Genomic DNA, 22,795 nt, shown 5'->3' with positions numbered 1-22,795 from the left:
TTTCGTCAATCCATGCGGCTGTCCTAAGGACGCATTGTGTCAATTTCGGCCGGAAAAGCGGAAAGATTGCGGCATCACAAGATGCTGCGCCGCTCTGGCCCGGCAGTGTCAGGCATCAGCGCCTGCGTCCCGCCAAATAGTGCCGGTTTTGCGCGGAACAAGTCCGGATAAAGCAGCCGTTCGGCGTAGCCCAGCACCGATCCGGCGCACATCCAGGTGATTGGAATCAGAGTGGCATTCAGCAGCATGTCCATCATGGTGGCGGCCAGGATCAGCGCAATCGGAGCGGCATAGGGCGACAGGCTGCCGCGCGGCGCGCGGCCGGCGGCATAGGCCAGCAGCACCAGCGGCGCCGCCAGAAGGCCCATCTCGGCGATATAGCCCAGCCAGCCGAAGGTGCCGAAGACGATGATCCAGCGGCCGTCCGGGATCGACAGGATCTGCCCGGTTTCCGCGTGCCGCACCAGGTTGCGGCCCCAGCCGCCCCATCCGAACCAGGGCTTTTCAGCAGCGCGGGCCAACAGCTGCGCCTCGTTCTCAAAGCGGTAGTTCAGCGAATGCGCCCGCTCGGCGCTGATGGTGCTTGCCTGAGCCACCAGCTCCTCTGTCGGCACCAGCCCGGTGTTGCGCAGCATCGGGTAGACCACTGCGATCAGTGCCAGCAGCAGGGCCGTTCGCAGCTGCCAGCGCAAGGGTGCCAGCGCCACCACCGGCACAAAGGCCAGCGCATAAGCTAGCGAGGCGAGGCTCTTGCACAGCACCAGAACCGCAAACAGGTAGGCCGCGGCCAGCGCCAGCCGGATGCGCGCCCCGCCTGCGGCGGTGCGGGCCAGCGCGGTGGCCGCCAGCAGCGCCGACATCATGAAAAAGGCCAGCCACAGCGCATGCGGCAGGAACACGATGGGGCGGAAGCCGCCCTGGCGGATCATCTGGCTGAAATCATGCTGGAAAAAGCCGTAGATCCAGACATTGATCTGCGGGCTGAAGCGGATCTCGATCAGCGACGGAACGGTATAGGCCAGCGCGCCGATCATCAGCGCCAGCAGCAACTCGCGCTGGGCCTCCGGCGTGGACAGATACCGGCGCGCCAGCAGGAAGGGGATCAGCACGATCACCTGGTTGATGATCACCGAGCCCAGGTCGCGCCAGCGCAGCCCCGGCAGCTGATCGGTCAGAAAGATGATCGGGTCGGAATTGGCGATCTGGCGGAACAGGATCGGCTCGCCATTGGTCAGCACGGTGGGGATGACCCCGAACACGAACAACAGCACCAGCACCCGCACTGCGGGATGGCGCGGCAGCAGCGGCACCGGCCTGCGCAGCAGGAAGGCACACAGCACAAAGGCCATCACCGAGGGGATCGCGAACTTGTCCATGTCCGGCACCAGCGGCAGGTCGAACTCGGCCAGCGGCGGCAGCAGCAGGTAGCCCGCAATGATGCACCACAGGATCGCCCGCTCCAGCGGCAGGCGCCGGAACAGGATCAGGCTGGCCAGCGGCCAGGCCAGCAGCATCAGATAGGCCAAAGCGTTGGGCAAAGCCCCGTGCTCCCTCAGTTCCCCGGTATTTGCGTCAAACTTTACCTGTTGCGCGCGGCGCTGTCGCGCGGATTTGCAACAACGGGTTAACGGTGTGCAGCTTTGCCACGCCAGCAGGGGCGCCGCGTCCGGCGGGCTGGCCTGGCGGCACCGGCGGCGGTATCACGGGGCGGAACGCAACCGGGGAGCCACATGTATTTCGAATGCCAAGGCCGCCGGATTGCGGTGAACACACCCGCCCGCGCCCGGCTGGAGGCTGAAATCAGCGCCCGCTTCAGCGCGGGGCAGGGCTTTGCGCTGGCGACGCTGAACCTGGATCACCTGGTCAAGATGGAAGCGTCGGCGGCGTTCCTGTCTGCCTATCAGGCGCAGGACCTGGTGGTGGCGGACGGGCGCCCTATTGTTTGGCTGTCACGCCTTGCCCGCCGCCCGGTGGAGCTGATGCCGGGCTCCGACATGGTGCTGCCGCTGTCCCGCCTGGCGGCTGAGGCCGGGGTGCCGGTGGTGCTGGCGGGCAGCACAGAGGAAGCGCTTAACGATGCTGAAGCCGCTCTGACAGCGACGGTGCCGGGTTTGGAGATCGCCTGGATCCATGCCCCCTCGGGCCGCTTTGACCCCGACGGCGACGAGGCAGACCAGATCCTGCACCGGCTGGACGAAACCGGCCCCTGCCTGTGCTTCCTGGCGCTGGGCGCCCCCAAGCAGGAGCAATTTGCCCAGCGCGGGCGCAAGCAGGCGCCTGCGGCCGGCTTTGCCTCTGTCGGGGCCGGGCTGGATTTTCTCGGCGGCCACCAGAAGCGCGCCCCGTCCTGGGTCCGGGCCATTGCGATGGAATGGCTGTGGCGGGCGCTGTCCAGCCCCGGCCGTCTGCTGCCGCGCTACGCGAAATGCCTGGCCATCCTGCCCGGGCTTGCCCTCGCAGCCTGGCGTATCCGGGACCGCTGATGGCGGGCTACTTGTACTCCAATATGCCGCGCGCGCTGCCGCGCCAGCGGTGCCAGTAAAACTCCAGCGCGCCCGCGGCCTCGGCAAATTTCCCAAGCACCGAAAACAGCGCCCGTTCAAATCCCATGCGGCGGGACAGCCGCAGTACCTGGGCCGGGTAGATGAGCGACGCGAGCATCAGCAAGGGATGTGCCAGGGCTGCCAGCGCAATGGCGACAGGCAGGGCGGCACCCCACAGCAGGGCGCGGCGGGTCTCCGCTACCCAGTGGCGCTCCACCCCCGCCCCATGCAGTGCCGCGCCTTCGGCAAAGGCATGGCCTGCGCGGCGGCTGCGGTTCCACCATTGGCCGAAACGCAGCATCTGCGCGTCATGCAGGGTCATCTCTGCCTCCAGCCGCCAGATCTGCCAGCCCGCTCGGCGCAGGCGCAGGCACAGTTCCGGCTCCTCACCGGCGATCAGCCCCTCGCGGTAGCCGCCCGCGGTATAGACCGCCGCCACCCGCATCAGCGCGTCACCGCCGCAGGCCTTGGCCTCGCCAACGGGCGTGTCCCATTCCGCATCGCACAGCCGGTTGTAGACTGACACCTCAGGAAACCGCTCCCGCCGCCGCCCGCAGGCCACCGCGGCCTTGGGATGTGCCTGCATGAAATCCGCGGCGGTGGCGATCCAGTCCGGGTCCACCTCGCAGTCGCCATCCACGAATTGCACAAACTCGATCCCGCTCTCCAGCACAGCCAGCCCGGCGTTGCGGGCGCGGGCGGCGGTGAACCGCTGGCTGAGGTCCAAATTCACCACCGCGGCGCCCAGATCCCGCGCCGCCGCTGCCGATCCGTCACTTGACCCGCTGTCGACATAGACCAGCTGCTGCACCTGGCCTTGCAAGGAGCGCAGGCAGCGGATCAGCCGCTCCCCTTCGTTGCGGCCGATGACCACGGCGGCGATGGGTGCGGCACTCATGCGGCGTCCCCGGCAAGATAGGCACGGTACTGCGGCGACGGGCGCAGAAAACCCCGGCGCTGCAGCTCTGCCATACCTGCATCTTCAACAGCGTCCTCGGACCACAGGCTGAGGTCCGGCCGCGCCCGCATCGCGTTGCTGCGGCGGCGGTCCTCGCCGTGCTCCGATACCGCTTCCGCCTGGATCTGCAGATCCCGCGCCAGGCTGTCGCCGGCGAATTTGTAATGGCGGATCAGCCCTTCCATGTCCGCGACCCGCACCCCGGCTGAGGCATGCGGATGCACCGCCGCCTGCACCCCCGGACCGTTGAACACCACCGGGTGCTTGCTGAGGCAGCAGTTTTCGCCAAAGACCTTGCCGCGCACGCCGCCGAACAGCATCTGCGCGCCGCCGGGCGGCAGGCAGTTCTGGCGCAGGTAATAGGCAAAGCCGGTGTCCTCAGACGTGTAATCGGCCGCCCGCACCGCGCTGATGTCGGAAAAGCGGAAGCTGCGCACCGCTTCGGCATAGGAAAGCCCGGTGGCCGCGGACAGCGGCTCCTTGGGGAACATTTCCAGCATCTCGGCTTGCAAGGCAGTATAGCCCTGCTGCGTCAGGTAGCGGGTCAGCCCGGCCAGGCCGGCGGTTTCGCTGCCTTCGAAATCAAACAGCTCATCCATGTCGGCAAACAGGCACCAGCGGTCCTGTCCGTAACGGTCTGCGGCATAAGCGCGGAAGGTGTTCTCAAACTCCAGCCAGGGCAGGGGAGACTGCAGCACCGCAGTGCCCGGCTCCTGCCGGATGCGCTCGATTGTGCCGTCGGCAGAGCCGTTGTCGAAGAACACGAAGGCCGAGACGCCAAGCCGCCGGTAGTGGTCGAAAAACACGTCGAGGTAATAGGCGCCGTCACGCACCAGGGCAATCAGCACCACCTGGTCCGGCACGGCAAAGCGGCGCGCAGGCCCGTGCAGATGGCGCAGCGAGGTGCGGAACCTGGCGCGGTGTGCTGCGCGGCTGGCGCGGTCCGCCAGCCTTCGGGTGATTGATCTGCCCACCGTTCCCCTGATCTGTGGTTGCCCGGATTTCTGCAGGCAGCTTGGCGGCTTATTGCGCCAGCCGCAAGTCCTGCCTGCACAAGCTGGGCCCGTCAGTAATCGCGCTTGAAGAACAGGCCCAGCCCGGTTTCCCCCTCGCTGTCCACCGTGCCCTGAACCGTCAGGCTCTTGGTGATATCCAAGTTGATGCTCAGTTCGCTGTCGCCCTGGGTGTTGACGTTGAAATCGGTGTAGACGTTTTCCGCCACATAACCGCCCAGCCCCAGCTGCCCGGTGCCCAGGTTGTCGGTGCCGATATCGACGGTATCGGCGCCGGTGGCCTGGCGCACCTTGCTTTGGGCGCCGCCGCCGCGGCCGCTGAGGGTCAGGGCCGAGCCTGCAAGCCGGGCCAGCGCCAGCGGCGACAGGTCGCCGATGTTGTCGCCGAACAGCAGCAGCGCCAGGGCTTCCTCGCTGGGCCGCGGCGGGTCCGAGGTCACCTTGATCTCCGGCGCATCGACCCGGCCGGAAATTTCCAGCGTCGCCGTGCCCTGGCCGGTAGCGGCAGTGGATTTGAATTCCAGATAGGGTTTCAGGTCGCCCAAAAGTGTGATCCGTCCCTCATCCAGCTCCAGCCGCCGGCCCAGGATGTCGAAGGTGCCGCGGATCAGGCTGATCTGGCCGGAGGGCGAGGGGCGCGCTGTTGACCCGCGCACGCGGATCTGGCCGCCCAGCTCAGCGCGCAGGCCGCGGCCGCGGGCAAAGATCCTGGACGGCGCGTCGATCAGGACGTCCAGCGCCGTCCTGCCTGAGCCGCCGCCGCCGCCGTTGTTGCCGGTCAGCCCGGCACGGGCCAGGGTCTGGCGCACATCGCGCGGCGCGCCGGCGTGGCGGACCGGCGGGATCGGTGCGGAAGAGACCGAGCCGCCCGCTGTGTTCAGGTTGATATTCGTCTCACCGACATTGATCCGGCCGGCCAGCTTGTTGTCGCCGGCCATGGCGCCGGACATTGCCAGGCTGCCGTTCAGCAGGGTTTCATAGGACAAGTGGTCGGTGACCACCACATCGCCGATGGCAATCTGCAGGTTGCCGTTGAAGGGCGGCAGCAGCCCCACCGGGCCGCTGATCCGCACCGTGCCGCCGTCGCGCGGGCGGGCGGAAAGCTGCAGCTGGGCGCTGGAGCTGGCGATGGAAACCGTGGCGTTGATGTCATCCACCCGCTGGGCGGCCGCCGGAATCGCCAGCGAGGCGCCGGGGACCGAGATGGTGCCGCTGACCCCGTCCAGCGCCGGAACCCCGCGCAAGGCCATGTCGAAATTCGCGGGCCCCTGCATCAGGTTGGGCGAGAGAAAGGGATTGAGTCCCTCCAGCCGCAGGGTGCCCCTGGCGGTCACGTCGGCGGTGCCCTCGGCTTCGTTCCAGCTGCCCTCGATGCGGCTGTCGATGCCCGCCGGGCCGCTGGCGGTGCTGTCCACCGTCCAGGTCCCGTCGCGCCGGGCGGCAGTGCCGGTGGCGGCCAGCCGTCCGGGCAGGTCGGGCACCAGCTGCTGCAGTTCTGCTATCACCGCATCAAAGCGCAAATCGGTGCTGCCGTTGCTTTCGGTAAAGCGGGCCTCGGTCTCGACCGCAATCCCGGCAGGGCCGGCGGCCGTGCCGGCAACCTGCCACTCGCCGTTGCGCCGCTCTGCCGTGCCTTCGGCGCTCAGCCTGCCTGCCAGCTGCGGCACGAAGCGTTCCAGCTCATTCCAGGCGGCGGCAAAGGTGAAGTCGGCGTCCCCTGCCAGCGTGACAGACCCGTCCAGCTTTGCACTAGAGGTGTGCGGCCCCTTCAGTTCCGCGACGCCGCTGAAGGTGTCGCCGGCCCGGCCAAGGGTGGTGGCCAGCTCCAGCGTGCCGGGCGCCTGCGGCAGCAGCACCTCCAGCCGGGTGAGCCGGGCAGTGATGTCCATCTGCCCGGACTGGTTGCTGAGCGTGCCTGCCGCCTCGGCCTCCAGCGCACTGCCCGCCAGCGCAAACCGGTCGATGGCAATGCCGTTTTCATCCCGCGCGGCCTTGAGGTCCAGCGTGGTTGTGCCCGCCAAAAGCTCATCCGCCTGGGCAATGCCCGCCGACAGATCCTGCGCCTGCAGCGAAAGATCAGTGTCAAACCCGCCGGTCAGCGGGGTGAAGGATCCCTTGACCGCGGCCTGCACCGCACCGCCCAGCGGACGGCCCGCCAGATCGGAAAACCGGCCCAGATCCGCAGCGCCCGCCGTCAGGTCTGCGGTGACTTTCAGCCCCTCTTCCAGCCCGTCGAAGGCCACATCGCCAGCGGCCTGATAATCACTGCCGCGCAGCTCCATGTCCGTGATGTGCAGCGCGCCGGGCCCATCGGTGCTGAGGGTCCCTTCAAAGCGGATTTCGTTGCCAGTGGCCTTGGCCAGCGCCGGATCGCGGGGCTGGAAACCGCTGAGGCCTGCTGTAACCCGCCCTTCCAGCTTAAAGCCGCTGGTCTGGTCCAATGTGCCGCGGCCGGAGATCCCGGCAGTATCCACCAGCGCGCCGGGATGGCTCAGCTGGTTCACAACCCCGTCCAGCACCCAGCGGCCTTCAAGGGTTTTCTGCAGCTGCAGGTCCGCCTTGGCCAGGGTGGTCTGCCCGCCGCCAAAGGGCAGCGCGGCAGCGGCCTGGCCTGCGGGCGGGGTGATTGCGGTTTTCAGGTTGGCGGTAGCCAGCTTGCCGCCCGCATCTAGCGCCGCGGCGCCGGTGATCCGCAGGGCGTTGGTGTGCAGCACCAGCGTGTCCAGTGTCATTGCGCCGCTGCCTTCCCGCACCCCTTTCACGTTGAGCCGCAGGCCGGGGCCGAAGAACGGCCGGTGCACCGGCGGCAGCAGCACGTCGATATTGCCGCCGAGGTCGGCGGAAAACCCGATGTCGCGCGGCGCCTCGGGGGCGGCGTCCTGGGGCAGGGGCCGGGCCGCCAGCACCACCTGGCCGCCCAGCCGCTCGGTGCCATTGGTGCTGAAGGTGATATCGGCGGTGAAATCCGTCACCGGGCCGCTGCCCTTGGCGGTCAGCTGCAGGTCGGGGTTGCCGGGCAGGTCCAGGCCGCGGGAGATCAGCCCGCCTGGCGCTTCGTCTGCCGACAGGTCGAGGGTGATCTGCTGGGTTTCATTGGCATAGCCCGCCTCCAGCCGCAGGTGGTCGCCGGGCTTGTCCAGCCGCGCGGCTTCCAGCTTTGTGTCCAGCGCACCGTCCGCCAGTTTCAGCGAACCCTCGACCCGCAGGCTTGCCGCGGTGCCGGCCAGCGCCTCGCCCAGCTCGATCCGGGCTGCCTTGATCTGGCCGAGTTCGATGGCCACCGGCAGTTCAGGCAGGGCAAAGGGTGTGGTCTCCGCCTCCGGCAGCTCCGGGTCCGGCGGCAGCGGCTCCGGCGCGCGTGCCACCTCGATGCGTTCCGCCGACAGCTCATTGACGGAGAACCGCCCGCGCAACAGCTCCAGCCGGTTCCAGTCCAGCACCGCGCCCTCGACGGTCAGCCAGATGCCTTCCTCGTCGGCCACGGTGATCTTCTTGATCTTGGCTTGCGAGGAAAACGCCCCCTCCAGCCCCGACACGCTGATATAGCGGCTGTCGCCGGACAGGGTGTCCTCCAGGAAATCGACCAGCAGCCCGCCGGCGCCCTCCGTGGCGGTCTCTTGCGCCGCGGCCGGAAGTGCCGTCAGGCCAGCGGCCAGGAAAAAGGCAAGATGCTGTCTCAAAACGCCTGTCCTATCCCGATATAGAATTGCAGCCCGTCCTCGCTGCCGCCGTCCACCGGATAGGCGAGGTCGAGCCGGATCGGGCCGATGCCTGCCACGTCATAGCGCAGGCCGATGCCGGCACCGGCATGGCGCGACGAGGAGCCGGAGACGAAACTGTCCGCGTCGACAAAGCCAAGGTCATAAAAGCCCACCAGCGAGATCTTGTCGGTGACCTTGCCCCGCACCTCGGCGGACAGGGCCGCAAAGCTGCGCCCGCCCGCGGTGCCGCCGCCCGCCGGCACACCCAGCGACTGGTATTCATGCCCGCGCACGGTGCCCGCGCCGCCGGAGAAGAACAGCAGAGTCGGGGAGATTTCGCTGAGCGATGGCCCGACCACGGAGCCGAGCTGCAGCCGCCCGGCCAGCACGATCCGGTCATCCGCGCCCAGCCCGTAATAGGTGCGCCCGTCGCCCTTCAGCTGCAGGCCGGATTCGCTGCCGTCAAAGCCGATGAAGGGCGATGCGCTGCCTTGCAGGAAATAACCGCTGGCGGGGTTCACGCGGCTGTTGCGGGCGTCGTACTCGGCGCGGAACCTGCCAGCCACGTATTTGAAGCGGCGCTTGCCGAACACGTCCTCTGCCAGGGTCGAGGATACCCCCAGCGCGGCCTCCACAAAGAAGGTGTCCGAAAACGTCCGCCGCGCGCCGATGGCGCCAAAGACCCTGGTGGCGGTGTAATGCTCTTCGTCCAGCCGCTCCGCCTCTGCCAGATAGAAGATGCTGTCATCCGGCCCCAGCTTGGCGGGCCGGTCCAGCCGCACCGCGATGCGGCCGTCGATGTCATTGCTGCTGCCGATGCCGCTGAGCCGGGCCTCGATCCGCAGTTTTTCGGCGTTGCCGAACAGGTTGCGGTGCATCCAGCTGCCCGACAGCTCCAGCCCGTCGGAGGAGCTGACTTCGGCGCCGAAGGTCAGGCGGCGCGGCGGCAGGTCCTCGAACTGGGCCACGAAATCGAGGGTGCCGTCCGGGTTCGGCTGCTCCGCCTCGCGCAGTACCACAGAGGAAAAGGTGCCGGTGCGCCGCAGCCGGGTGGCGGATTTGGAAACCAGGTCGGGGTGGAATTCCTCGCCTTCCGGAAAGCCGGCAATGCGGCGGATGGCCCCTTTGCGCACCTTGGTGTCGCCGGTGATCCGCATCTGCCCGAACCGCAGCTTCGGTCCCGGAGCCAGCCGCAGTTCCGCGTCCAGCCGCGCCTGCAGGTGATTGGCAGTGATGTTCTGATCCACCACCTCGGCCTTGGCATGGCCGCTGCGGCGCCAGGCCCGCACGCCGGCAATGGCCGCATCTCGGATCACACCGGTGCCAGCCGGTTTGCCGGTGGCAAAGCCTTCAGGAATCTCCACATCGCTGTTTTGCGGATACGGCGCCAGCTCTGCCTTGCCAAAGGCGAACCGCGGGCCGGGTTTTACGGTGATCTCCACCTTGCGGACGCTTTTCGGCGGGTTCAGCGGCTGGATCTGCGCCGCTTCCTGCCCGTCCAGGCGGATGTTCACCACCGGCGAGAAATGCCCCGCGTCATAAAGCACCTGCACCAGGGTGCGGTAGTCCGACAGCGCCGCGGCCAGCAACTCTTGCACATTGGTCTCGCCGCTGGCGGCAACCGAGGCAGAGGCGCCGCGCAGCCGCTCTGCAAGGGTGCCGTCCGCCCCGGGGGCCTGCAGCGTCGCTTCGGCAGCGGATACCGCAGGCGGCAGCAGCGCCATCAGGCTGAAGGCCATGGCACAAGCCAAGCCGTTTGGACGGATGGAAAAATTCATGTCTGCTCCCGGCAGCGGGCTTAAAATATCGGGCCCGGAACCACGGCAGGCATCCGGCGCTTGATGCAAGCCTAGCACGGGAAATTTGCAGGATGGAACCAGCAAAGCGGCGGCATTCCGCCGGTGCCGCGCGGCGGCGGATTGCCGCGCATCGGCCAGCCGGGAAAATCCGGCGGGCAATGGCTATTGGAAAGGCTGGCAAAGTATGTACTAGTTTAAATCAGCTCCGGCGAATTCATCCGCCGGAGCTGTCACTGTTTAACCAAAGCACATAAGTAACGTCAGGCGCAGCCACCACTCACAAAGCAGCCAGCCTGACCGGAATGATACCACGCATGATTTTACTGTCCATATAATTGTCAGTTTGATAAAGTTGCGTGGTATCATTTCGCCCTGGCCCCGCCGGGGCAGAAGATTTGATGATCCTGGAGAGCGGTATTGGACCGGTTGAAACCAATTTTTGAACTTCGCGATATGCTTCACCAGATGGAGCGCGACATGGGGCTGGACCGGCTGAGCCGGGCAGAGCGGGACGTGCTGCTGGCCGCCAATGCGCTGACCGAAGCGCCGGGTGAAGCGGTAAAATCAGAGCAGATCCGCAGCCATCGTCTGGTCAAGGGGATCGCCCAGGCCACTTTTCACCGCACCCTGAAATCCCTGTTGGACCTGGGGTTGATCAAGCGGGCCGGCGGCAGCAAGGCCAAGCATTACGTGGTCTGTTTCGATCCTGCGGCAAAGTGACTGCGCCGCTTTTACAATACATTCCAATGATTGCAGGTTTCGCAGCTCCCGTTTAAACGGGACTGTATGATGCGAGTTTTTCAGCAGTTGGCTGGCCTTCAAAGTTTTGCGGTGATTACCGCGGTTTACGTGATCTGCCACGGGCTGACCGCCTGGGTGGTCACACCTGTGCAGGGCCTGTTCCTGCCAGAAGTGACGGTCTTTGCCAGCCTGGTCTACCTGCCGCACGGGGTGCGGGTGCTAGCGGTCTGGCTGTTCGGCTGGCGGGCTGTTCTGCCGCTGGCCGCAGGCGCCTTCCTGTCGGAGCTGATGTTCACCGACGCGGGTGTGCGCCAGCTGATGGAACCGGTGCTGCTGGAGTCCATTGCGGTTGGCGCGGCCGCGGCCTTTGCCGCCTTCGAGATTGCCTGGCTGTTCGGCTGGAACCTCTATGCGGGCCAGTCGCGCCGGGTGTCCTGGACCGGGCTGCTGGCCGTTGGCGCCCTGGCTTCGGTCATTAATTCCGCCGGGCAGTCGCTGGTGTTCTCCGGCCTGATCTTTCCCGGCGACCAGCTGCCCGTGATGGCAGTCTATGCCGCAGGTGACCTGATCGGCCTGGCGGTCTGCATGCTGTTGCTGACGCTGATCTTCCGCTGGCTGCGCCTGGCTGGCAACGGGCGCCGCCCGCAGGAATAGCCAAGCCCGCCGGCGGCGGGCTTGCAGACAGGGCAGCGGTCAGGGTCAGGCGCAGGGCCTATCCGGCCATCATCCGGGCCACATCCAACATCCGGGCCGAAAAGCCCCATTCGTTGTCGTACCAGCCGAACACCCGCACCTGCTGCTCTCCGGCCATGCGGGTTTCCGGCCCCGCAATCACCAGCGACTCGGGCCGCGCCCGCAGGTCAGAGGAGACCAGCGGCATATCGGTCCAGCCCAGTACCTGCGAGGCCGCAACCCCTTCGCGCAGGGCGGCGGTGAACCCGGCTTCGCTCATCGGCGTTTTCAGCTGCGCCACCATGTCGATGGCAGAGACGCTGGCCGTCGGCACCCGCACCGCGGCACCGCTCACGCGCCCTTTCAGATGCGGCAGCACCTCGTCGATCAGATGCATCGCCGAAGTGGTGGTCGGCACCATCGACTGCGCGCCGCCGCGCGAGCGGGCGAAATCGCCGCGCGGCGCGTCCACCATCGGCTGCGAATTGGTGTAGCAGTGAATGGTGGTCATATGGGCGCTGTCGATGCCGGCGATGCCGTCCAGCAGCTTGACCAGCGGCGTCAGCGCGTTGGTGGTGCAGGAGGCATTGGAGACAATCCGCGCATCGCCCAGCGTTTCCTCGTTTGCACCCAGCACAACGGTCAGCTCAGCGGCGGGGGAGGGGCCGGAGATCAGCACCTTTGCAGCGCCCGCCTTCAGCCCGCGCTCTGCCACGTCAGAGGTGCGGGCGATGCCGGTGCATTCCAGCACCAGGTCAACGCCGGACAGGTCCACCTTGGTCAGATCGGGCTCATGGCTGACCGGAATGGACCGGCCCATCACCTGCAGCGCATCACCGCCATGCTCTACCGGATGGGCAAAGGGGCCAAAGGTGCTGTCGTACTGGAACAGATAGGCGCACATGTCCAAAGGCGCGATATCATTGATCCGCACCACGTCGATGCCGTCTCCGCGCGGGGTGGTCAGAATCTGGCGCAGGATGGCGCGGCCGATGCGGCCGAATCCGTTGATAGCAAGTTTCATGCGCAATCTATGGCAGGCGCGCCGGCGCCGCTCAATCCGTCGCTCCCGGGAAAATGATCACATTTCCCAAGAGGATGTTTCAGAAAAACGCTGCAAAACCGCGCATGCGTCAGGCGCGTTCCTATTTGCGGCAGATCACCTGCGCGTAGTAGGTGCCGGTGATGCTGCGCACCATCGTGTCCAGGTTGACGCTGCAGCCGGTGGCCGTGCGCAGGGCCCGCACCGCCTGGCGCGCAGTCAGCACCGCGGGCGGGCGGAACGCCAGATGCTCCAGGTTCAGCCGGGTAGCGCTGTAGCGGCCCGGGGCGTCCTCGACCGGGGCCACCACCCAGTCGCGGCCCAGCACAGTGACCTGCTTGCCTTCCACGCCCTTCGCTCCTGCAGCCGGGGTCAGCGCGACGCAGAGGGCCGCGGCCAATGCAGTCTGTTTCATCATCAAAATGCTCCTGCGGAAATCACTGGCTTCAGCCTAGCGCAGGCCCGGTGCAAAGCAAGATGCAGCTTACAAGTGGTCCACCGCTTCCGCCTGGCGCAGCTCCGCGGCGCACAGTTGCAGGCCGCGCAGCAGCCGCTCGGCATCCGCCTCCGGCTGCGATCCCCGCGGGGCAGAGCACCCCGCCACGATCGGCGTCTGGCCGGGCCGCGACACCGGTACCGCATAGCCGGTGATTCCGGCCTCGAACTCGCTGTCCGTCAGGCAGTAACCCTGCTGCCGCGCTTGTGCGACGCGTTCCAGGATGGAGCCGGGCTCCGTCAGGGATTGGCCGGTATGGCGCGGGATCTCCACCTCTGCCAGCACCGCTGCGGCCTCTTCCTCCGGCAGCCCGGCCAGCAGCATCCGCCCCAGGCTGGTATGCGCCAGCGGAATGTGCGAGCCGGCGGTGAAGCCATAGGTGATATGGCCGTGGTCCACCGTGGATTGCGCCAGCAGCAGAACCCGGCCCTGGTCCAGCATCGCCAGCGTCACCTCGATCTGCATCTGCCGGGCATGGCGGTTCAGGACCGGCTGCACCCGGCGGCCGAACTGGTTGGCCTGCAGAAACCCGCCTGCCAGCGCCAGCACCCGCGGGGTCAGGGACAGCATCCGCCCGTCCTGGCGCAGGTACCCCGCCTGCACCAGCGTCAGCGCCCCGCGCCGGGCGGTGGCGCGGTCCTGGCCGCTGCGCCGGGCGATCTCGGCGAGGGTCATGCTGGGGGTCTCTGCATCGAATACCGCCAGAACCGCCAGCCCCTTGGCAAAGCTCGACGAAATATTCCTGTCCTGTTCTGCTGCCGTCATCCCGATGCCGCCCTGTCCTGATCCCGAAAACACCGCTGGCTGCAGCGGTTTGTGCGAATGCTCGCATGAATGTTCGCTTTGCGAACGCTGTCAAGGCGCAAACCCTCCGCAATATCCAGATTGCGCAACGGGTTGCAGCAATTCCCGCCGCCGACTGGACGTGCGGACATTTCCGGTGCAATTTCAATTAGCTCGCTAGCCAAGAGGCCGCCCATGGCACAAGATTTCACATCCGGCAAATTGGCCCGCCTGGGGCTGCTGACCCCAGAGGACTGCCGCAAGGCGGCCGAGATCACCGCCCGGGCGCAGTTTGACGGGATCGAGACGGTGCGGGTGCTGTTCCCCGATCAGCATGGGCTGCTGCGCGGCAAGACGGTGATGGCAGAGGGTTTTGCCGGTGTTTTCGACCGCGGCCTGAACGTGCCCGCAACCCTGCTGCTCAAGGACACCTCCCACCGCACCGCCTTTCCGGTTTGGGAGGACGGCACCGGGCTGGATGGCCCGATGCAGGGCGCGGGCGACGTGCTCCTGGTGCCGCGCCCGGAGACCTGGCGCGCGCTGCCCTGGTCCGGCCATTCCGCCTGGATCTTCTGCACCCCGGTCTATCCGGACGGCCGGCCCATCCCCTTTGCCTCTTGCGCGGTATTGCGGCAGCAGGTGGAGGCCCTGGCGGAGCAGGGGATGGCGGCCACCTTCGGGCTGGAGGTGGAGTTCCACCTGTTTGAGCTGGCGGACAAATCCGCGGCCCACACCCAGGCCACCCGCCCTGGCGCCCCGGTGCAGACCCGCAACCTGACGCAGGGGTATCAGTACCTCACCGAAACCCGCTATGGCGAGGCGGAAGGCATCCTCGACCTGCTGCGCCGCAACGCCCAGAAGCTCGGCCTGCCGGTGCGGTCGGTGGAAATCGAAATGGGCCCCAGCCAGGTTGAGTTCACCTTTGCCCCCGACGGCGCCATGGCCCAGGCCGACGCGATGGTGATGTTCCGCACCATGGTCAAGGAGGTCTGCGCCCGGAACGGCCTGCACGCCAGCTTCATGGCCAAGCCGCGGCTGGACAACGCCATGGCCAACGGATGGCACGTCCACCAGTCGCTGCAGGACCTGGCCACAAGCCGCAACCTGTTCATGCCGGAAACCGCCGGAATGCTCAGCCCGCCCGCCAGCGCCTGGATGGCCGGCCTCTTGAAATACGCGTCCGAAACCTCGCTGCTGATCGCGCCGACGGTGAACAGCTACAAGCGCTACCTGCCGTTTCAACTGGCCCCCAGCCGCATCGGCTGGGGCGAGGACAACCGCGGCGCCATGCTGCGGGCGCTGATGCAGCCCCATGACCCCGCCAGCCGGATCGAGAACCGCGCGCCGGACAGTTCCGCCAACCCCTATTACGCGCTGGCCGCCCAGATCATCGCAGGCGCCGCCGGCATCAGGGAAGGGCTGGAGGCCCCGAAACCCACCCTGTCGCCCTACAGCGAAGACGCCGAACGCCTGCCGCGTTCGCTGGGGCAGGCGCTGGAAGGCTTCGCAGGCTCGGCGCTCTGCCGCGATGCGCTGGGCGCCGGCACGGTGGACTATCTGCTGCAGCTCAAGACGTTTGAGTGGGAACGCTATCTGGATACCGTCAGCGAATGGGAGCAGGCGGAATATTTCAACCTGTTCTGAGCCGCCGAGGAACAGCTGAGCAACGGGCAAAAAACTCAGCCGCCCCGGAATTTGCCGTCTTGATCGCCAGCCCCGCCCGTTGATACCGTATGCCCGCGTATGCAGGGGTTGTTCCCTGCCATCTGCGGCGCCATTTCCGGCGGCCTGAGACATTTGAAAATCCACGCCTCTTCGAAGGATAACACCCCCATGAAATACACCGAGGAACACGAGTGGCTGCTGCCCGAGGGCGACCTGATCACCGTCGGCATCACCGCCCACGCCGCCGAACAGCTGGGCGAGGTGGTCTATGTCGAGCTGCCCGAGCCGGGCACCGAGGTCTCCAAGGACGACGAGATCGTGGTGATTGAATCGGTCAAGGCGGCGTCCGACATCCTCGCGCCGCTGGATGGCGAGATCGTCGAGGTGAACGAGGCGCTGGCCGACGACCCCGGCAAGGTGAACGAGGACGCCGAGGGCGACGCCTGGTTCTTCAAGATCAAGCCGTCGGATCTGTCGCCGATGGACGATTATATGGATGAGGCCGGCTACAAGGACTTCATCGGCTGATCCGGCTGCGGCCCCGCTCGGGGCCGCCACGCAATTTCCAGCTGCAGACAGCACCTGTGCCTCCGGCCGGTTTGAGCCAGCAGAGGGCAGTGGCGCTGATGCTGCAGAACCGGTAAAGTGCCAGTCTCGGCATGTTTTGGCGCGATGCGCCTGCCATGCTAAACTGCGTCCGTCAGACATTCTGAAGGAGGACGCAAAATGCCGCTGCGCTTCTTCCGGCCAACCCGCTTACTGTTCCTGCTTTTTGTTCTTCCCAGCGCGGCTGCGCCGCAGGCACTGGCTCCCTTGGCTGCCTCGGGCGATATGCCGGCCTTGAAGGCGGCTTTGCCCGAAGGCTCCAGCCCTGACCCGGAAACGCTGGCCAAGCCCCTCTACTTCGCGGCCCAGCGCGGGCAGGAGGAGGCGGTGCGCTACCTGCTGTCTGCTGGAGCGTTTCCTGACTCCGCGACAGACTTCGGCACGGCACTTGGCATTGCCGCCCGCAACAACCACACCGGCATCGTCTCTATCCTGCTGGAGGCTGGTGCTGATCCGAACCTGCCTGGCGGTGAAGACTTGCTGATGCCGTTGCATCAGGCAGCGGAGCGCGGCGCTGTCGAGGCGGCCCGCCTGCTGCTCGGCCACGGTGCCGATGTGAATGCGGGTGCAGTTCGCTACGGGTGGCCCGCGGTTCACTTTGCCGAGCGGAAAGGCCAGACGGAAATGGCCGCATTCCTGCGGGAAATGGGCGCCGGCCTCGCACCGGTTGAGCCTCTGCAGCCAGCGGAGCTGGAAGCCGCCGACCCCGAGGAAGGGCGCGTGCTGGCGTTTGAGTGCGCCGGATGCCACGGCATGGCGCCCGGAGAAACTGGTACGGGACAGCATCCCGGCCCCAGCCTCGCCGGCATTGTGGGCCGGGCCAAGGCGTCGGTCGAAGGGTTCCCTTATTCCGAGGCGATGCTGGCGCAGACAGGCGACTGGACCGCCGAGGAGCTTAACATCTTTCTCGCCGATCCGTTCAATGCCGTTCCCGGAACGGAAATGGGCCGCGGCAACCAGCCAGACCGCGCCGCGCGGGTTGCCATAATCGCCTATCTTTCGAGTCTTGCGCTCTAGCAGGTAAATTGCGCGGGGCAGGGGCTCAGTACCCCCGCTGCCGGTCCACTTCGTGCAGCAGCTCTTCCCCGGCCTCCAGTCGCCGCAGGTTTTCCACCACGTCTTTCAGCGCGTCGCCCAGATGCCAGCCGGACACATGCGGGGTGATCGTGACCTGCGGATGCGCCCACAGCGGGTTGTCCGCGGGCAAGGGCTCCTTGCTCACCACATCCAGCACCGCATGGCCGGGCGTGCCCTTGTCCAGCGCCGCCAGCAGGGCCGGTTCATCCACCAGGTCGCCGCGGCCTGCATTGATCAGCATCGCACCCGGCTTCATCGCCGCCAGTGTTTCAATGTTCATCAGCCCGCGGGTGGCGGGGGTGGAGGGCAGGATCGAACAGACATAATCGCATTCCCCCAGCATCTGCGGCAGCGCCGCCGCGCCGTGGCGGCAGTCCACGCCCTCGATCTCCTTGGGCGAGCGGCTCCAGCCCAGCACCCGGAACCGCATGTCGCGCATCAGGCGTGCTGTCATGCCGCCGATATGGCCGAGGCCCAGAATGCCGACGGTGGTCTCCTGCGGACGCCTTGGCGCCAGCGGTTCCCAGGCACTGCTGGCCTGCGAGGCTGCGTGCGCCCGCATGTTGCGCTGATCGCGCAGCACATAGGCCAGGCAGAACTCGGCGATCTCATGCGCAGGTTCCAGCGGTCTCAGCCGGGCCACGCGCACATGCGGTGCCAGGCTGGGGTGCGCCACGATGGTATCCACCCCGGCGCCCAGTTTTTGCACCAGTTTCAGGTTCGGCAGCTGCGCGGGCAGATCGCCCTTCAGCGCAGAAACCGCCAGCACCGTGATATCGTCCAGATTGCCGGGAGCGGAGATCGGGCGGATATCGGCGCCGGGCGCCATCGCCTGCAGCTGTTCCGCCATCTGTTCCTCGGTATACCAGCCGTCGTGACCGATGCTGATCAGCATTGCCATGCGCGTTCCTCCCTTTGACGCGTCCCGTTTGCGGGACTAAGCCACGGTTCGCGCGCAAGCGAAAGGCTGTTTCCGCCGCTCAGTCCAGCCGCCGCACCAGGATCTGGTTGCCCTCGCCGCGCTTGGTCTCGAACAGTTTCAACGAGGCGATCAGGTCGCTCAGCTTGCGCTTGCCATAGCTGCGGGTGTCGAAATCCGGGAAGGCGGCGGTGATATACTGGCCGATCTGGCCCAGCGTGAACCATTCGTCCTCCTGGCCGATCGCATCCATTGCCCGCACCACCAGCTTGGCCGGGTCCGGCAGTTCTGAGGGCGCATTGCCGTCGACGTCATCCTTCTTGGGCTTTGTCTTGGCCTTGGCCGGCTCTTCCAGGAGGTTCTCCACGTAGATGAACCGCTTGCAGGCTTTCACAAAGGCGGCGGGTGTCTTGCGCATCCCCATGCCAAAAACGTCCACCCCCTGTTCGCGGATGCGGCTGGCCAGCCGGGTGAAATCGCTGTCCGAGGAAATCAGCACAAAACCGTCAAAGCGCCCGGAATGCAGGATGTCCATCGCGTCGATCACCAACGCGATATCCGAGGCATTCTTGCCGGTGGTATTGGCAAACTGCTGGTGCGGCACAATTGCCAGCGCTGCCAGTTTCTCCTTGTTCCAGCCTTGCGGCCCGCCGCCGGCAAAATCGCCATAGATGCGCCGGATGCTGGCCTCGCCGAAGGAGGCGATCTCCTCGAACATCGCCTCGGCGTATTTGGCGGAGATATTGTCGGCGTCGATCAGGACGGCCAAAAGCGGCGGTTTGGTGGTGGCTGCCATTGCGGGTCTCTTCTTCTTGTTATTGCTCAGGGCAGCGGCGCGGGGCGGGCGCCGCGGGGGAAACGGCCGGTGTGATCCGGAATGCTGCGGTTGAGTATGGACAGCCGCCGCCGTGATGCAAGGGCGGGGCGGTGCACAGAGGGTGCACAGGAGGTGTACGGGTGTCACCCCCGTTTATCGGCTCAGGCGAAGGGATCGTCCGGGTAGCCCACTCGCGCCAGATACAGGCCGTGGCCCGGGCAGACCGGCCCGCAGGCCGCCCGGTCGCAGGCCTCCAGCGCGGCTTTCACGTCCGCAGGCTCCCAGGCGCCGGCGCCGACCCGCTCCAGCGTGCCGACAAAGCTGCGGACCTGGTTGTGCAGGAAGCTGCGGGCGCGGACATGGAAATGGATTTCCGGCCCGGAGAAGCCCTGCACCCGCTCCACCCGCAGCTCATCCAGTGTCTTGACCGGGCTGGCCGACTGGCAGATGGATGACCGGAAGGTGGTGAAATCATGGTTTCCGATCAGGTGGTTGGCTGCTTCCTGCATGGCGTCCGCATCCAGATCATGGCTCAGCTGCCAGACCTGGCCCGCGTCATGGGTGGCAGGCGCGCGGCGGATCAGGATGCGGAACAGATACTGTCGCTCCACCGCGGAAAAGCGCGCATGCCAGTCACTCTCCACCCGGGCGCAGTCCACAATGGCGACCGGATCGGGCTTCAGGTGGTAATTCAGCGCTTCCGACAGGCGGAACGGGTCCCAATCCTTGGCCATATCGCAATGCGCGACCTGTCCCAGCGCATGCACGCCGGTGTCGGTGCGCCCGGCGGCGGCGATGGTGTGCTCCCCCGGCTCCAGCCGCGCCAGCGCAGCCTCGATCGCGCCCTGCACGGACGGCAGGTCCTTCTGCCTTTGCCAGCCGGCAAAAGGCTTCCCGTGGTATTCGACTTTCAAAGCAAAACGCGGCATGGCCGGGCAACTAGCAACAGGGCCGGGCCGGGGCAAGCCCTGCGTGCGCTCTGGTATCCCGGCGGGATGCTGCCTATCTTGTCAGCAGCAAGAACAGAGCAGGATCAGGGCCTTGGTGATAACCTCCCTTGCAGACGGGGTGATGAGCGGGGTGGAGAGCGTGACCAGCGGCCTCTCCGCGGCGCTGTTCGACCGGCCCATCCGGCTGGGGGTCACCGGGCTGGCGCGCTCCGGCAAGACGGTGTTCATCACCTCGCTGGTCGCCAACCTGATGGACCGGGGCCGGATGCTGCAGCTGAGCGCCGCGCGCGAAGGCCGGATCGAGGCCGCCTTCCTGCAGCCTCAGCCGGACGACACCGTACCGCGGTTCGATTATGAAAACCACCTTGCGGCGCTGACCGGGCCGTCACCCCATTGGCCGGACAGCACAAGGGCGGTGTCTGAGCTGCGCCTCAGCCTGAAAGTGCGGCCCGCGGGGCTCTTGGCAGGCCTGCAGGGCGCGCGCACGCTGCATCTGGATATCGTCGACTACCCGGGCGAATGGCTGCTGGACCTGGCGTTGCTGGACAAAACCTACGCCGAGTGGTCCGCGGATGTTCTGTCCCGCATTGCCTCCCGTCCGCAGGCGGAACATTTTTTGACAGAACAATCCAAGGCGGTTCCAGCAGGGGCACACGATGAGCCGCAGATCCAGGCCCTCGCCGCGGCTTTCACGGAATACTTGGCCGCCGCCCGCGCCGCCGGTTTCTACGACTGCACCCCGGGGCGCTTCCTGCTGCCCGGCGACCTGGAAGGTTCGCCGGTGCTGACCTTTGCGCCGCTGCCGCAGGTCGGCAGCCCGCCGCGCGGCAGCCTATGGCGGGAGATGGAGCGGCGGTATGAGGCCTATAAATCCAAGGTCGTGAAACCGTTTTTCCGTGACCACTTTGCCCGCATCGACCGGCAGGTGGTGCTGGTGGATGCGCTCTCGGCGATCCACTCCGGGCCGCAGGCGGTGGAGGATCTGCGCCATGCGATGGCCGATATCCTCAGCGCCTTCAAACCGGGGCGCAACCATTTCCTGACCCGGCTTCTAGGCGGCAAGCGGGTGGAGAAAATCCTGTTCGCCGCCACCAAGGCCGACCATTTGCACCACGCCCAGCACCCGCAGATGACCGCCATTATCGAGGCGCTCACCCGCGAGGCGCAGGACCGCGCCCGCTTTGCCGGGGCGGATACTGCGGCGCTGGCGCTGGCCTCCCTGCGCACCACCACGGAGGAGATGCGCCCGCACAACGGCGCTGAGCTGCCCTGCGTGCGCGGCACGCTATTGGACAGCGGCAAACAGGCGGCCTTCTACCCCGGTGCTTTGCCGCAGGACCCGGCCCAGCTGCTGACCCCGGCGCGTCAGGGCGCGGAGCGCTGGCTGGAAGGCGATTATCAGTCGATGGCCTTTGCCCCTGCGCCGCTTACCCTGAAACACGGCAGCGGCCCGCCGCATATCCGCCTCGACCGCGCCGCCGAATTCCTGATCGGAGATGCCCTGTGACCCTGTTCCTGCGCCCCGCCGCGCCTTTGGATGCCGGCACGGTTGGCGATATCCTCTACCATTTCCAGCAGGAGACGGATTGGATGCCCAAGCTCTACACCTCGGCTGAGGTGATTTCCTTTTGCGGCACTATGATCGACCGCGGCTGGGTCACGGTGGCGGAAAGGGGCGGGTGCGTTGAAGGTTTCCTGGCCCGCGACGGCGAGGAAGTCTGCGCGCTCTATCTCGCGCCAGAGGCGTGCGGACTGGGCACAGGCAAGATGCTTCTGGATGCGGCCAAAGCCGCCGCGCTGCGTCTGACTCTGCGCACCTTTGCCGCCAACGCAGGGGCGCAAAAGTTTTACCGGCGCGAGGGCTTTTCTGAAACCAGCCGCGGGGATGGCTCCGGCAATGAGGAAGGCCTACCCGACATTGCTTTTGAATGGCGCGCAGCACAGGGGGCGGCCGCATGACCAAGAAGCCGGTTCTGTTTGACCTGGAGGATGAAGAGAAGGCGCCGCCAGTGGCGGAAGCGCCGCCGGTTCCCGACCCGGCCCCGCCGGCGGTGCAGCCCCCGGCGATGGAGCAGGCTGCCCGGATCGCCGCCCGCCGCCCGTCGCGGCTGGCGCGCTGGTTCTGGGCGCTGCTGGCGGCGGTCATCGGCGCCATGGCCTCTGTCGCGGCCTGGGACTTCGCCGCCAGGCTGATTGACCGGGTGCCGCTGCTGGGCTGGGCCGTCACGGCCGGGCTGGCGCTGCTGCTGTTGCTGGCGCTTGCCATGGCCCTGCGCGAACTGGCGGCGCTGTCGCGGCTGCGGCGTGTCGATGCGTTGCGCCATCAGGCCGGAGAGGCCGCGGATCTGGCTGCGGCCCGCGCCTTCACCACCCGGCTGGAGGCCTTCTATAGCGGGCGCGAGGAACTCAGCTGGCATCAGGCCCGGCTGGCGGAGCGCCAGGACGAGGTGATGGACGGCGATGCACTCCTGCTGCTGGCAGAGGAAGAGCTGCTGGTGCCGCTGGACGCGCTGGCCCTGCGCGAGGTGGAGGCCGCGGCCCGGCAGGTCGCGACGGTAACGGCGCTGGTGCCGATGGCGCTGGCGGATATTCTGACGGCGCTGGTCTCTTCGCTCAGGATGATACGACGGGTGGCAGGGATTTATGGCGGCCGGCCCGGGTTCTTCAGTTCCTGGCGGCTGACCCGTGCGGTGCTGGCGCATCTGGCTGCCACCGGCGCGGTGGCTGCGGGCGATGACCTCTTGGAACCGGTGCTGGGCGGATCGGTGCTGTCCAAGCTCTCCCGCCGCTTCGGCGAAGGGCTGGTCAACGGCGCCTTGTCGGCGCGTGTCGGCGTTGCCGCGATGGAGGTCTGCCGCCCGATGCCGTTCTCTGCGCAGCACAAGCCCAGCACCCGCAAGGTGGTCCAGCGGGCGCTGACGGGATTGTTTTCCAAGGAGAAGTAACGCGCGCCTCAGGCTCATGCGCAGCATGAGCCGTGCCCAAGGCCGCCAAGGCAGCCTGGCGCAGCCAG

General features: G+C 66.9%; 20 protein-coding genes. 9 read left to right on the top strand and 11 right to left on the bottom strand.

Features of this window, described 5'->3' with window-relative positions; genetic code table 11:
• Window positions 1–74 precede the first annotated feature (74 nt).
• The gene (locus LHL23_RS17460) at window positions 75–1,538 is read right to left on the bottom strand and encodes a hypothetical protein (protein ID WP_226430882.1); all 1,464 of its coding nucleotides are present in this window, start codon (window positions 1,536–1,538) and stop codon (window positions 75–77) included.
• Between the two features lie 192 nt (window positions 1,539–1,730).
• Between LHL23_RS17460 and LHL23_RS17455 the strand changes: the two genes are divergently transcribed.
• The gene (locus LHL23_RS17455; RefSeq protein WP_226430881.1) at window positions 1,731–2,483 is read left to right on the top strand and encodes a WecB/TagA/CpsF family glycosyltransferase; all 753 of its coding nucleotides are present in this window, start codon (window positions 1,731–1,733) and stop codon (window positions 2,481–2,483) included.
• A gap of 7 nt (window positions 2,484–2,490) precedes the next feature.
• Here LHL23_RS17455 and LHL23_RS17450 read toward each other — a convergent pair whose 3' ends face one another.
• The 4 genes from LHL23_RS17450 to LHL23_RS17435 all read right to left on the bottom strand — a co-directional run bounded on the left by LHL23_RS17450 (window position 2,491) and on the right by LHL23_RS17435 (window position 9,993).
• Window positions 2,491–3,441: a glycosyltransferase family 2 protein gene (locus LHL23_RS17450; protein WP_226430880.1), complete on the bottom strand. Its 951-nt coding sequence runs from the start codon at window positions 3,439–3,441 to the stop codon at window positions 2,491–2,493.
• Window positions 3,438–4,475: a glycosyltransferase family 2 protein gene (locus LHL23_RS17445; RefSeq protein ID WP_226430879.1), complete on the bottom strand. Its 1,038-nt coding sequence runs from the start codon at window positions 4,473–4,475 to the stop codon at window positions 3,438–3,440. Before LHL23_RS17445 ends, LHL23_RS17450 begins: the two co-directional genes overlap by 4 nt.
• 92 nt (window positions 4,476–4,567) lie before the next feature.
• Entirely contained in the window at window positions 4,568–8,194 is a 3,627-nt protein-coding gene (locus LHL23_RS17440) for a translocation/assembly module TamB domain-containing protein (protein ID WP_226430878.1), read from the bottom strand.
• Window positions 8,191–9,993, bottom strand: a complete 1,803-nt coding sequence (locus tag LHL23_RS17435) for an autotransporter assembly complex protein TamA (protein WP_226430877.1) — start codon at window positions 9,991–9,993, stop codon at window positions 8,191–8,193. Before LHL23_RS17435 ends, LHL23_RS17440 begins: the two co-directional genes overlap by 4 nt.
• A 474-nt stretch (window positions 9,994–10,467) precedes the next feature.
• On the opposite strand from LHL23_RS17435, the gene LHL23_RS17430 reads away from it, so the two are divergent.
• Window positions 10,468–10,734, top strand: a complete 267-nt coding sequence (locus tag LHL23_RS17430; protein ID WP_226430876.1) for a hypothetical protein — start codon at window positions 10,468–10,470, stop codon at window positions 10,732–10,734.
• A gap of 87 nt (window positions 10,735–10,821) precedes the next feature.
• A complete protein-coding gene (locus LHL23_RS17425) occupies window positions 10,822–11,409 on the top strand; it encodes a hypothetical protein (RefSeq protein WP_409996788.1) in 588 nt (195 codons plus the stop codon).
• A 58-nt stretch (window positions 11,410–11,467) separates the two neighbouring features.
• On the opposite strand, the gene LHL23_RS17420 is transcribed toward LHL23_RS17425, so the two are convergent.
• The 3 genes from LHL23_RS17420 to LHL23_RS17410 all read right to left on the bottom strand — a co-directional run bounded on the left by LHL23_RS17420 (window position 11,468) and on the right by LHL23_RS17410 (window position 13,730).
• The gene (locus tag LHL23_RS17420; protein ID WP_226430875.1) at window positions 11,468–12,451 is read right to left on the bottom strand and encodes a type I glyceraldehyde-3-phosphate dehydrogenase; all 984 of its coding nucleotides are present in this window, start codon (window positions 12,449–12,451) and stop codon (window positions 11,468–11,470) included.
• Between the two features lie 121 nt (window positions 12,452–12,572).
• On the bottom strand, window positions 12,573–12,887 hold the full coding sequence (locus LHL23_RS17415; protein ID WP_226430874.1) for a hypothetical protein: 315 nt from the start codon (window positions 12,885–12,887) through the stop codon (window positions 12,573–12,575).
• Between the two features lie 66 nt (window positions 12,888–12,953).
• Window positions 12,954–13,730 (bottom strand): IclR family transcriptional regulator domain-containing protein, encoded by a 777-nt coding sequence (locus LHL23_RS17410; protein WP_226430873.1) that lies wholly within the window; start codon window positions 13,728–13,730, stop codon window positions 12,954–12,956.
• 213 nt (window positions 13,731–13,943) lie between these two features.
• Between LHL23_RS17410 and LHL23_RS17405 the strand changes: the two genes are divergently transcribed.
• The 3 genes from LHL23_RS17405 (at window position 13,944) to LHL23_RS17395 (ending at window position 17,036) form a co-directional block, all read left to right on the top strand.
• On the top strand, window positions 13,944–15,392 hold the full coding sequence (locus LHL23_RS17405; protein ID WP_226430872.1) for a glutamine synthetase family protein: 1,449 nt from the start codon (window positions 13,944–13,946) through the stop codon (window positions 15,390–15,392).
• 189 nt (window positions 15,393–15,581) lie between these two features.
• Entirely contained in the window at window positions 15,582–15,941 is a 360-nt protein-coding gene (gene gcvH / locus LHL23_RS17400; protein WP_039183528.1) for a glycine cleavage system protein GcvH, read from the top strand.
• A 198-nt stretch (window positions 15,942–16,139) separates the two neighbouring features.
• The gene (locus LHL23_RS17395) at window positions 16,140–17,036 is read left to right on the top strand and encodes an ankyrin repeat domain-containing protein (protein WP_226430871.1); all 897 of its coding nucleotides are present in this window, start codon (window positions 16,140–16,142) and stop codon (window positions 17,034–17,036) included.
• Window positions 17,037–17,061: 25 nt separating this feature from the next.
• Here LHL23_RS17395 and LHL23_RS17390 read toward each other — a convergent pair whose 3' ends face one another.
• From LHL23_RS17390 to truA, 3 genes are all read right to left on the bottom strand, one after another.
• The gene (locus LHL23_RS17390; protein WP_226430870.1) at window positions 17,062–17,997 is read right to left on the bottom strand and encodes an NAD(P)-dependent oxidoreductase; all 936 of its coding nucleotides are present in this window, start codon (window positions 17,995–17,997) and stop codon (window positions 17,062–17,064) included.
• A 79-nt stretch (window positions 17,998–18,076) separates the two neighbouring features.
• Window positions 18,077–18,811, bottom strand: a complete 735-nt coding sequence (locus tag LHL23_RS17385; RefSeq protein WP_226430869.1) for an NYN domain-containing protein — start codon at window positions 18,809–18,811, stop codon at window positions 18,077–18,079.
• 182 nt (window positions 18,812–18,993) lie between these two features.
• Window positions 18,994–19,761, bottom strand: a complete 768-nt coding sequence (gene truA / locus LHL23_RS17380) for a tRNA pseudouridine(38-40) synthase TruA (RefSeq protein WP_222482282.1) — start codon at window positions 19,759–19,761, stop codon at window positions 18,994–18,996.
• A 112-nt stretch (window positions 19,762–19,873) separates the two neighbouring features.
• Here truA and LHL23_RS17375 point away from each other — a divergent pair, with 112 nt between their 5' ends.
• From LHL23_RS17375 to LHL23_RS17365, 3 genes are read left to right on the top strand one after another with little or no spacing between them, the layout of a single operon-like run.
• Complete coding sequence (locus tag LHL23_RS17375; RefSeq protein WP_226430868.1) at window positions 19,874–21,289, top strand: YcjX family protein; 1,416 nt, start codon at window positions 19,874–19,876, stop codon at window positions 21,287–21,289.
• Complete coding sequence (locus LHL23_RS17370) at window positions 21,286–21,741, top strand: GNAT family N-acetyltransferase (protein WP_226430867.1); 456 nt, start codon at window positions 21,286–21,288, stop codon at window positions 21,739–21,741. The genes LHL23_RS17375 and LHL23_RS17370 overlap by 4 nt, the downstream gene beginning before the upstream one ends.
• The gene (locus tag LHL23_RS17365; RefSeq protein WP_226430866.1) at window positions 21,738–22,727 is read left to right on the top strand and encodes a YcjF family protein; all 990 of its coding nucleotides are present in this window, start codon (window positions 21,738–21,740) and stop codon (window positions 22,725–22,727) included. Before LHL23_RS17370 ends, LHL23_RS17365 begins: the two co-directional genes overlap by 4 nt.
• Window positions 22,728–22,795 lie beyond the last annotated feature (68 nt).

Origin of the sequence: Leisingera sp. McT4-56, assembly GCF_020514995.1 — a bacterium.
GTDB lineage: Bacteria > Pseudomonadota > Alphaproteobacteria > Rhodobacterales > Rhodobacteraceae > Leisingera > Leisingera aquaemixtae_A.
Note: the sequence above shows the minus strand (reverse complement) of the source record. Positions and strands in the feature narration are given on the sequence as shown.

Coding starts and splice junctions, on each gene's coding strand:
- LHL23_RS17390 (WP_226430870.1), bottom strand. CDS start 17,997: ATGGCAATGCTGATCAGCATCGGTCACGACGGCTGGTATACCGAGGAA.
- gcvH (WP_039183528.1), top strand. CDS start 15,582: ATGAAATACACCGAGGAACACGAGTGGCTGCTGCCCGAGGGCGACCTG.
- LHL23_RS17395 (WP_226430871.1), top strand. CDS start 16,140: ATGCCGCTGCGCTTCTTCCGGCCAACCCGCTTACTGTTCCTGCTTTTT.
- LHL23_RS17455 (WP_226430881.1), top strand. CDS start 1,731: ATGTATTTCGAATGCCAAGGCCGCCGGATTGCGGTGAACACACCCGCC.
- truA (WP_222482282.1), bottom strand. CDS start 19,761: ATGCCGCGTTTTGCTTTGAAAGTCGAATACCACGGGAAGCCTTTTGCC.
- LHL23_RS17435 (WP_226430877.1), bottom strand. CDS start 9,993: ATGAATTTTTCCATCCGTCCAAACGGCTTGGCTTGTGCCATGGCCTTC.
- LHL23_RS17405 (WP_226430872.1), top strand. CDS start 13,944: ATGGCACAAGATTTCACATCCGGCAAATTGGCCCGCCTGGGGCTGCTG.
- LHL23_RS17410 (WP_226430873.1), bottom strand. CDS start 13,730: ATGACGGCAGCAGAACAGGACAGGAATATTTCGTCGAGCTTTGCCAAG.
- LHL23_RS17420 (WP_226430875.1), bottom strand. CDS start 12,451: ATGAAACTTGCTATCAACGGATTCGGCCGCATCGGCCGCGCCATCCTG.
- LHL23_RS17430 (WP_226430876.1), top strand. CDS start 10,468: ATGCTTCACCAGATGGAGCGCGACATGGGGCTGGACCGGCTGAGCCGG.
- LHL23_RS17385 (WP_226430869.1), bottom strand. CDS start 18,811: ATGGCAGCCACCACCAAACCGCCGCTTTTGGCCGTCCTGATCGACGCC.
- LHL23_RS17450 (WP_226430880.1), bottom strand. CDS start 3,441: ATGAGTGCCGCACCCATCGCCGCCGTGGTCATCGGCCGCAACGAAGGG.
- LHL23_RS17365 (WP_226430866.1), top strand. CDS start 21,738: ATGACCAAGAAGCCGGTTCTGTTTGACCTGGAGGATGAAGAGAAGGCG.
- LHL23_RS17415 (WP_226430874.1), bottom strand. CDS start 12,887: ATGATGAAACAGACTGCATTGGCCGCGGCCCTCTGCGTCGCGCTGACC.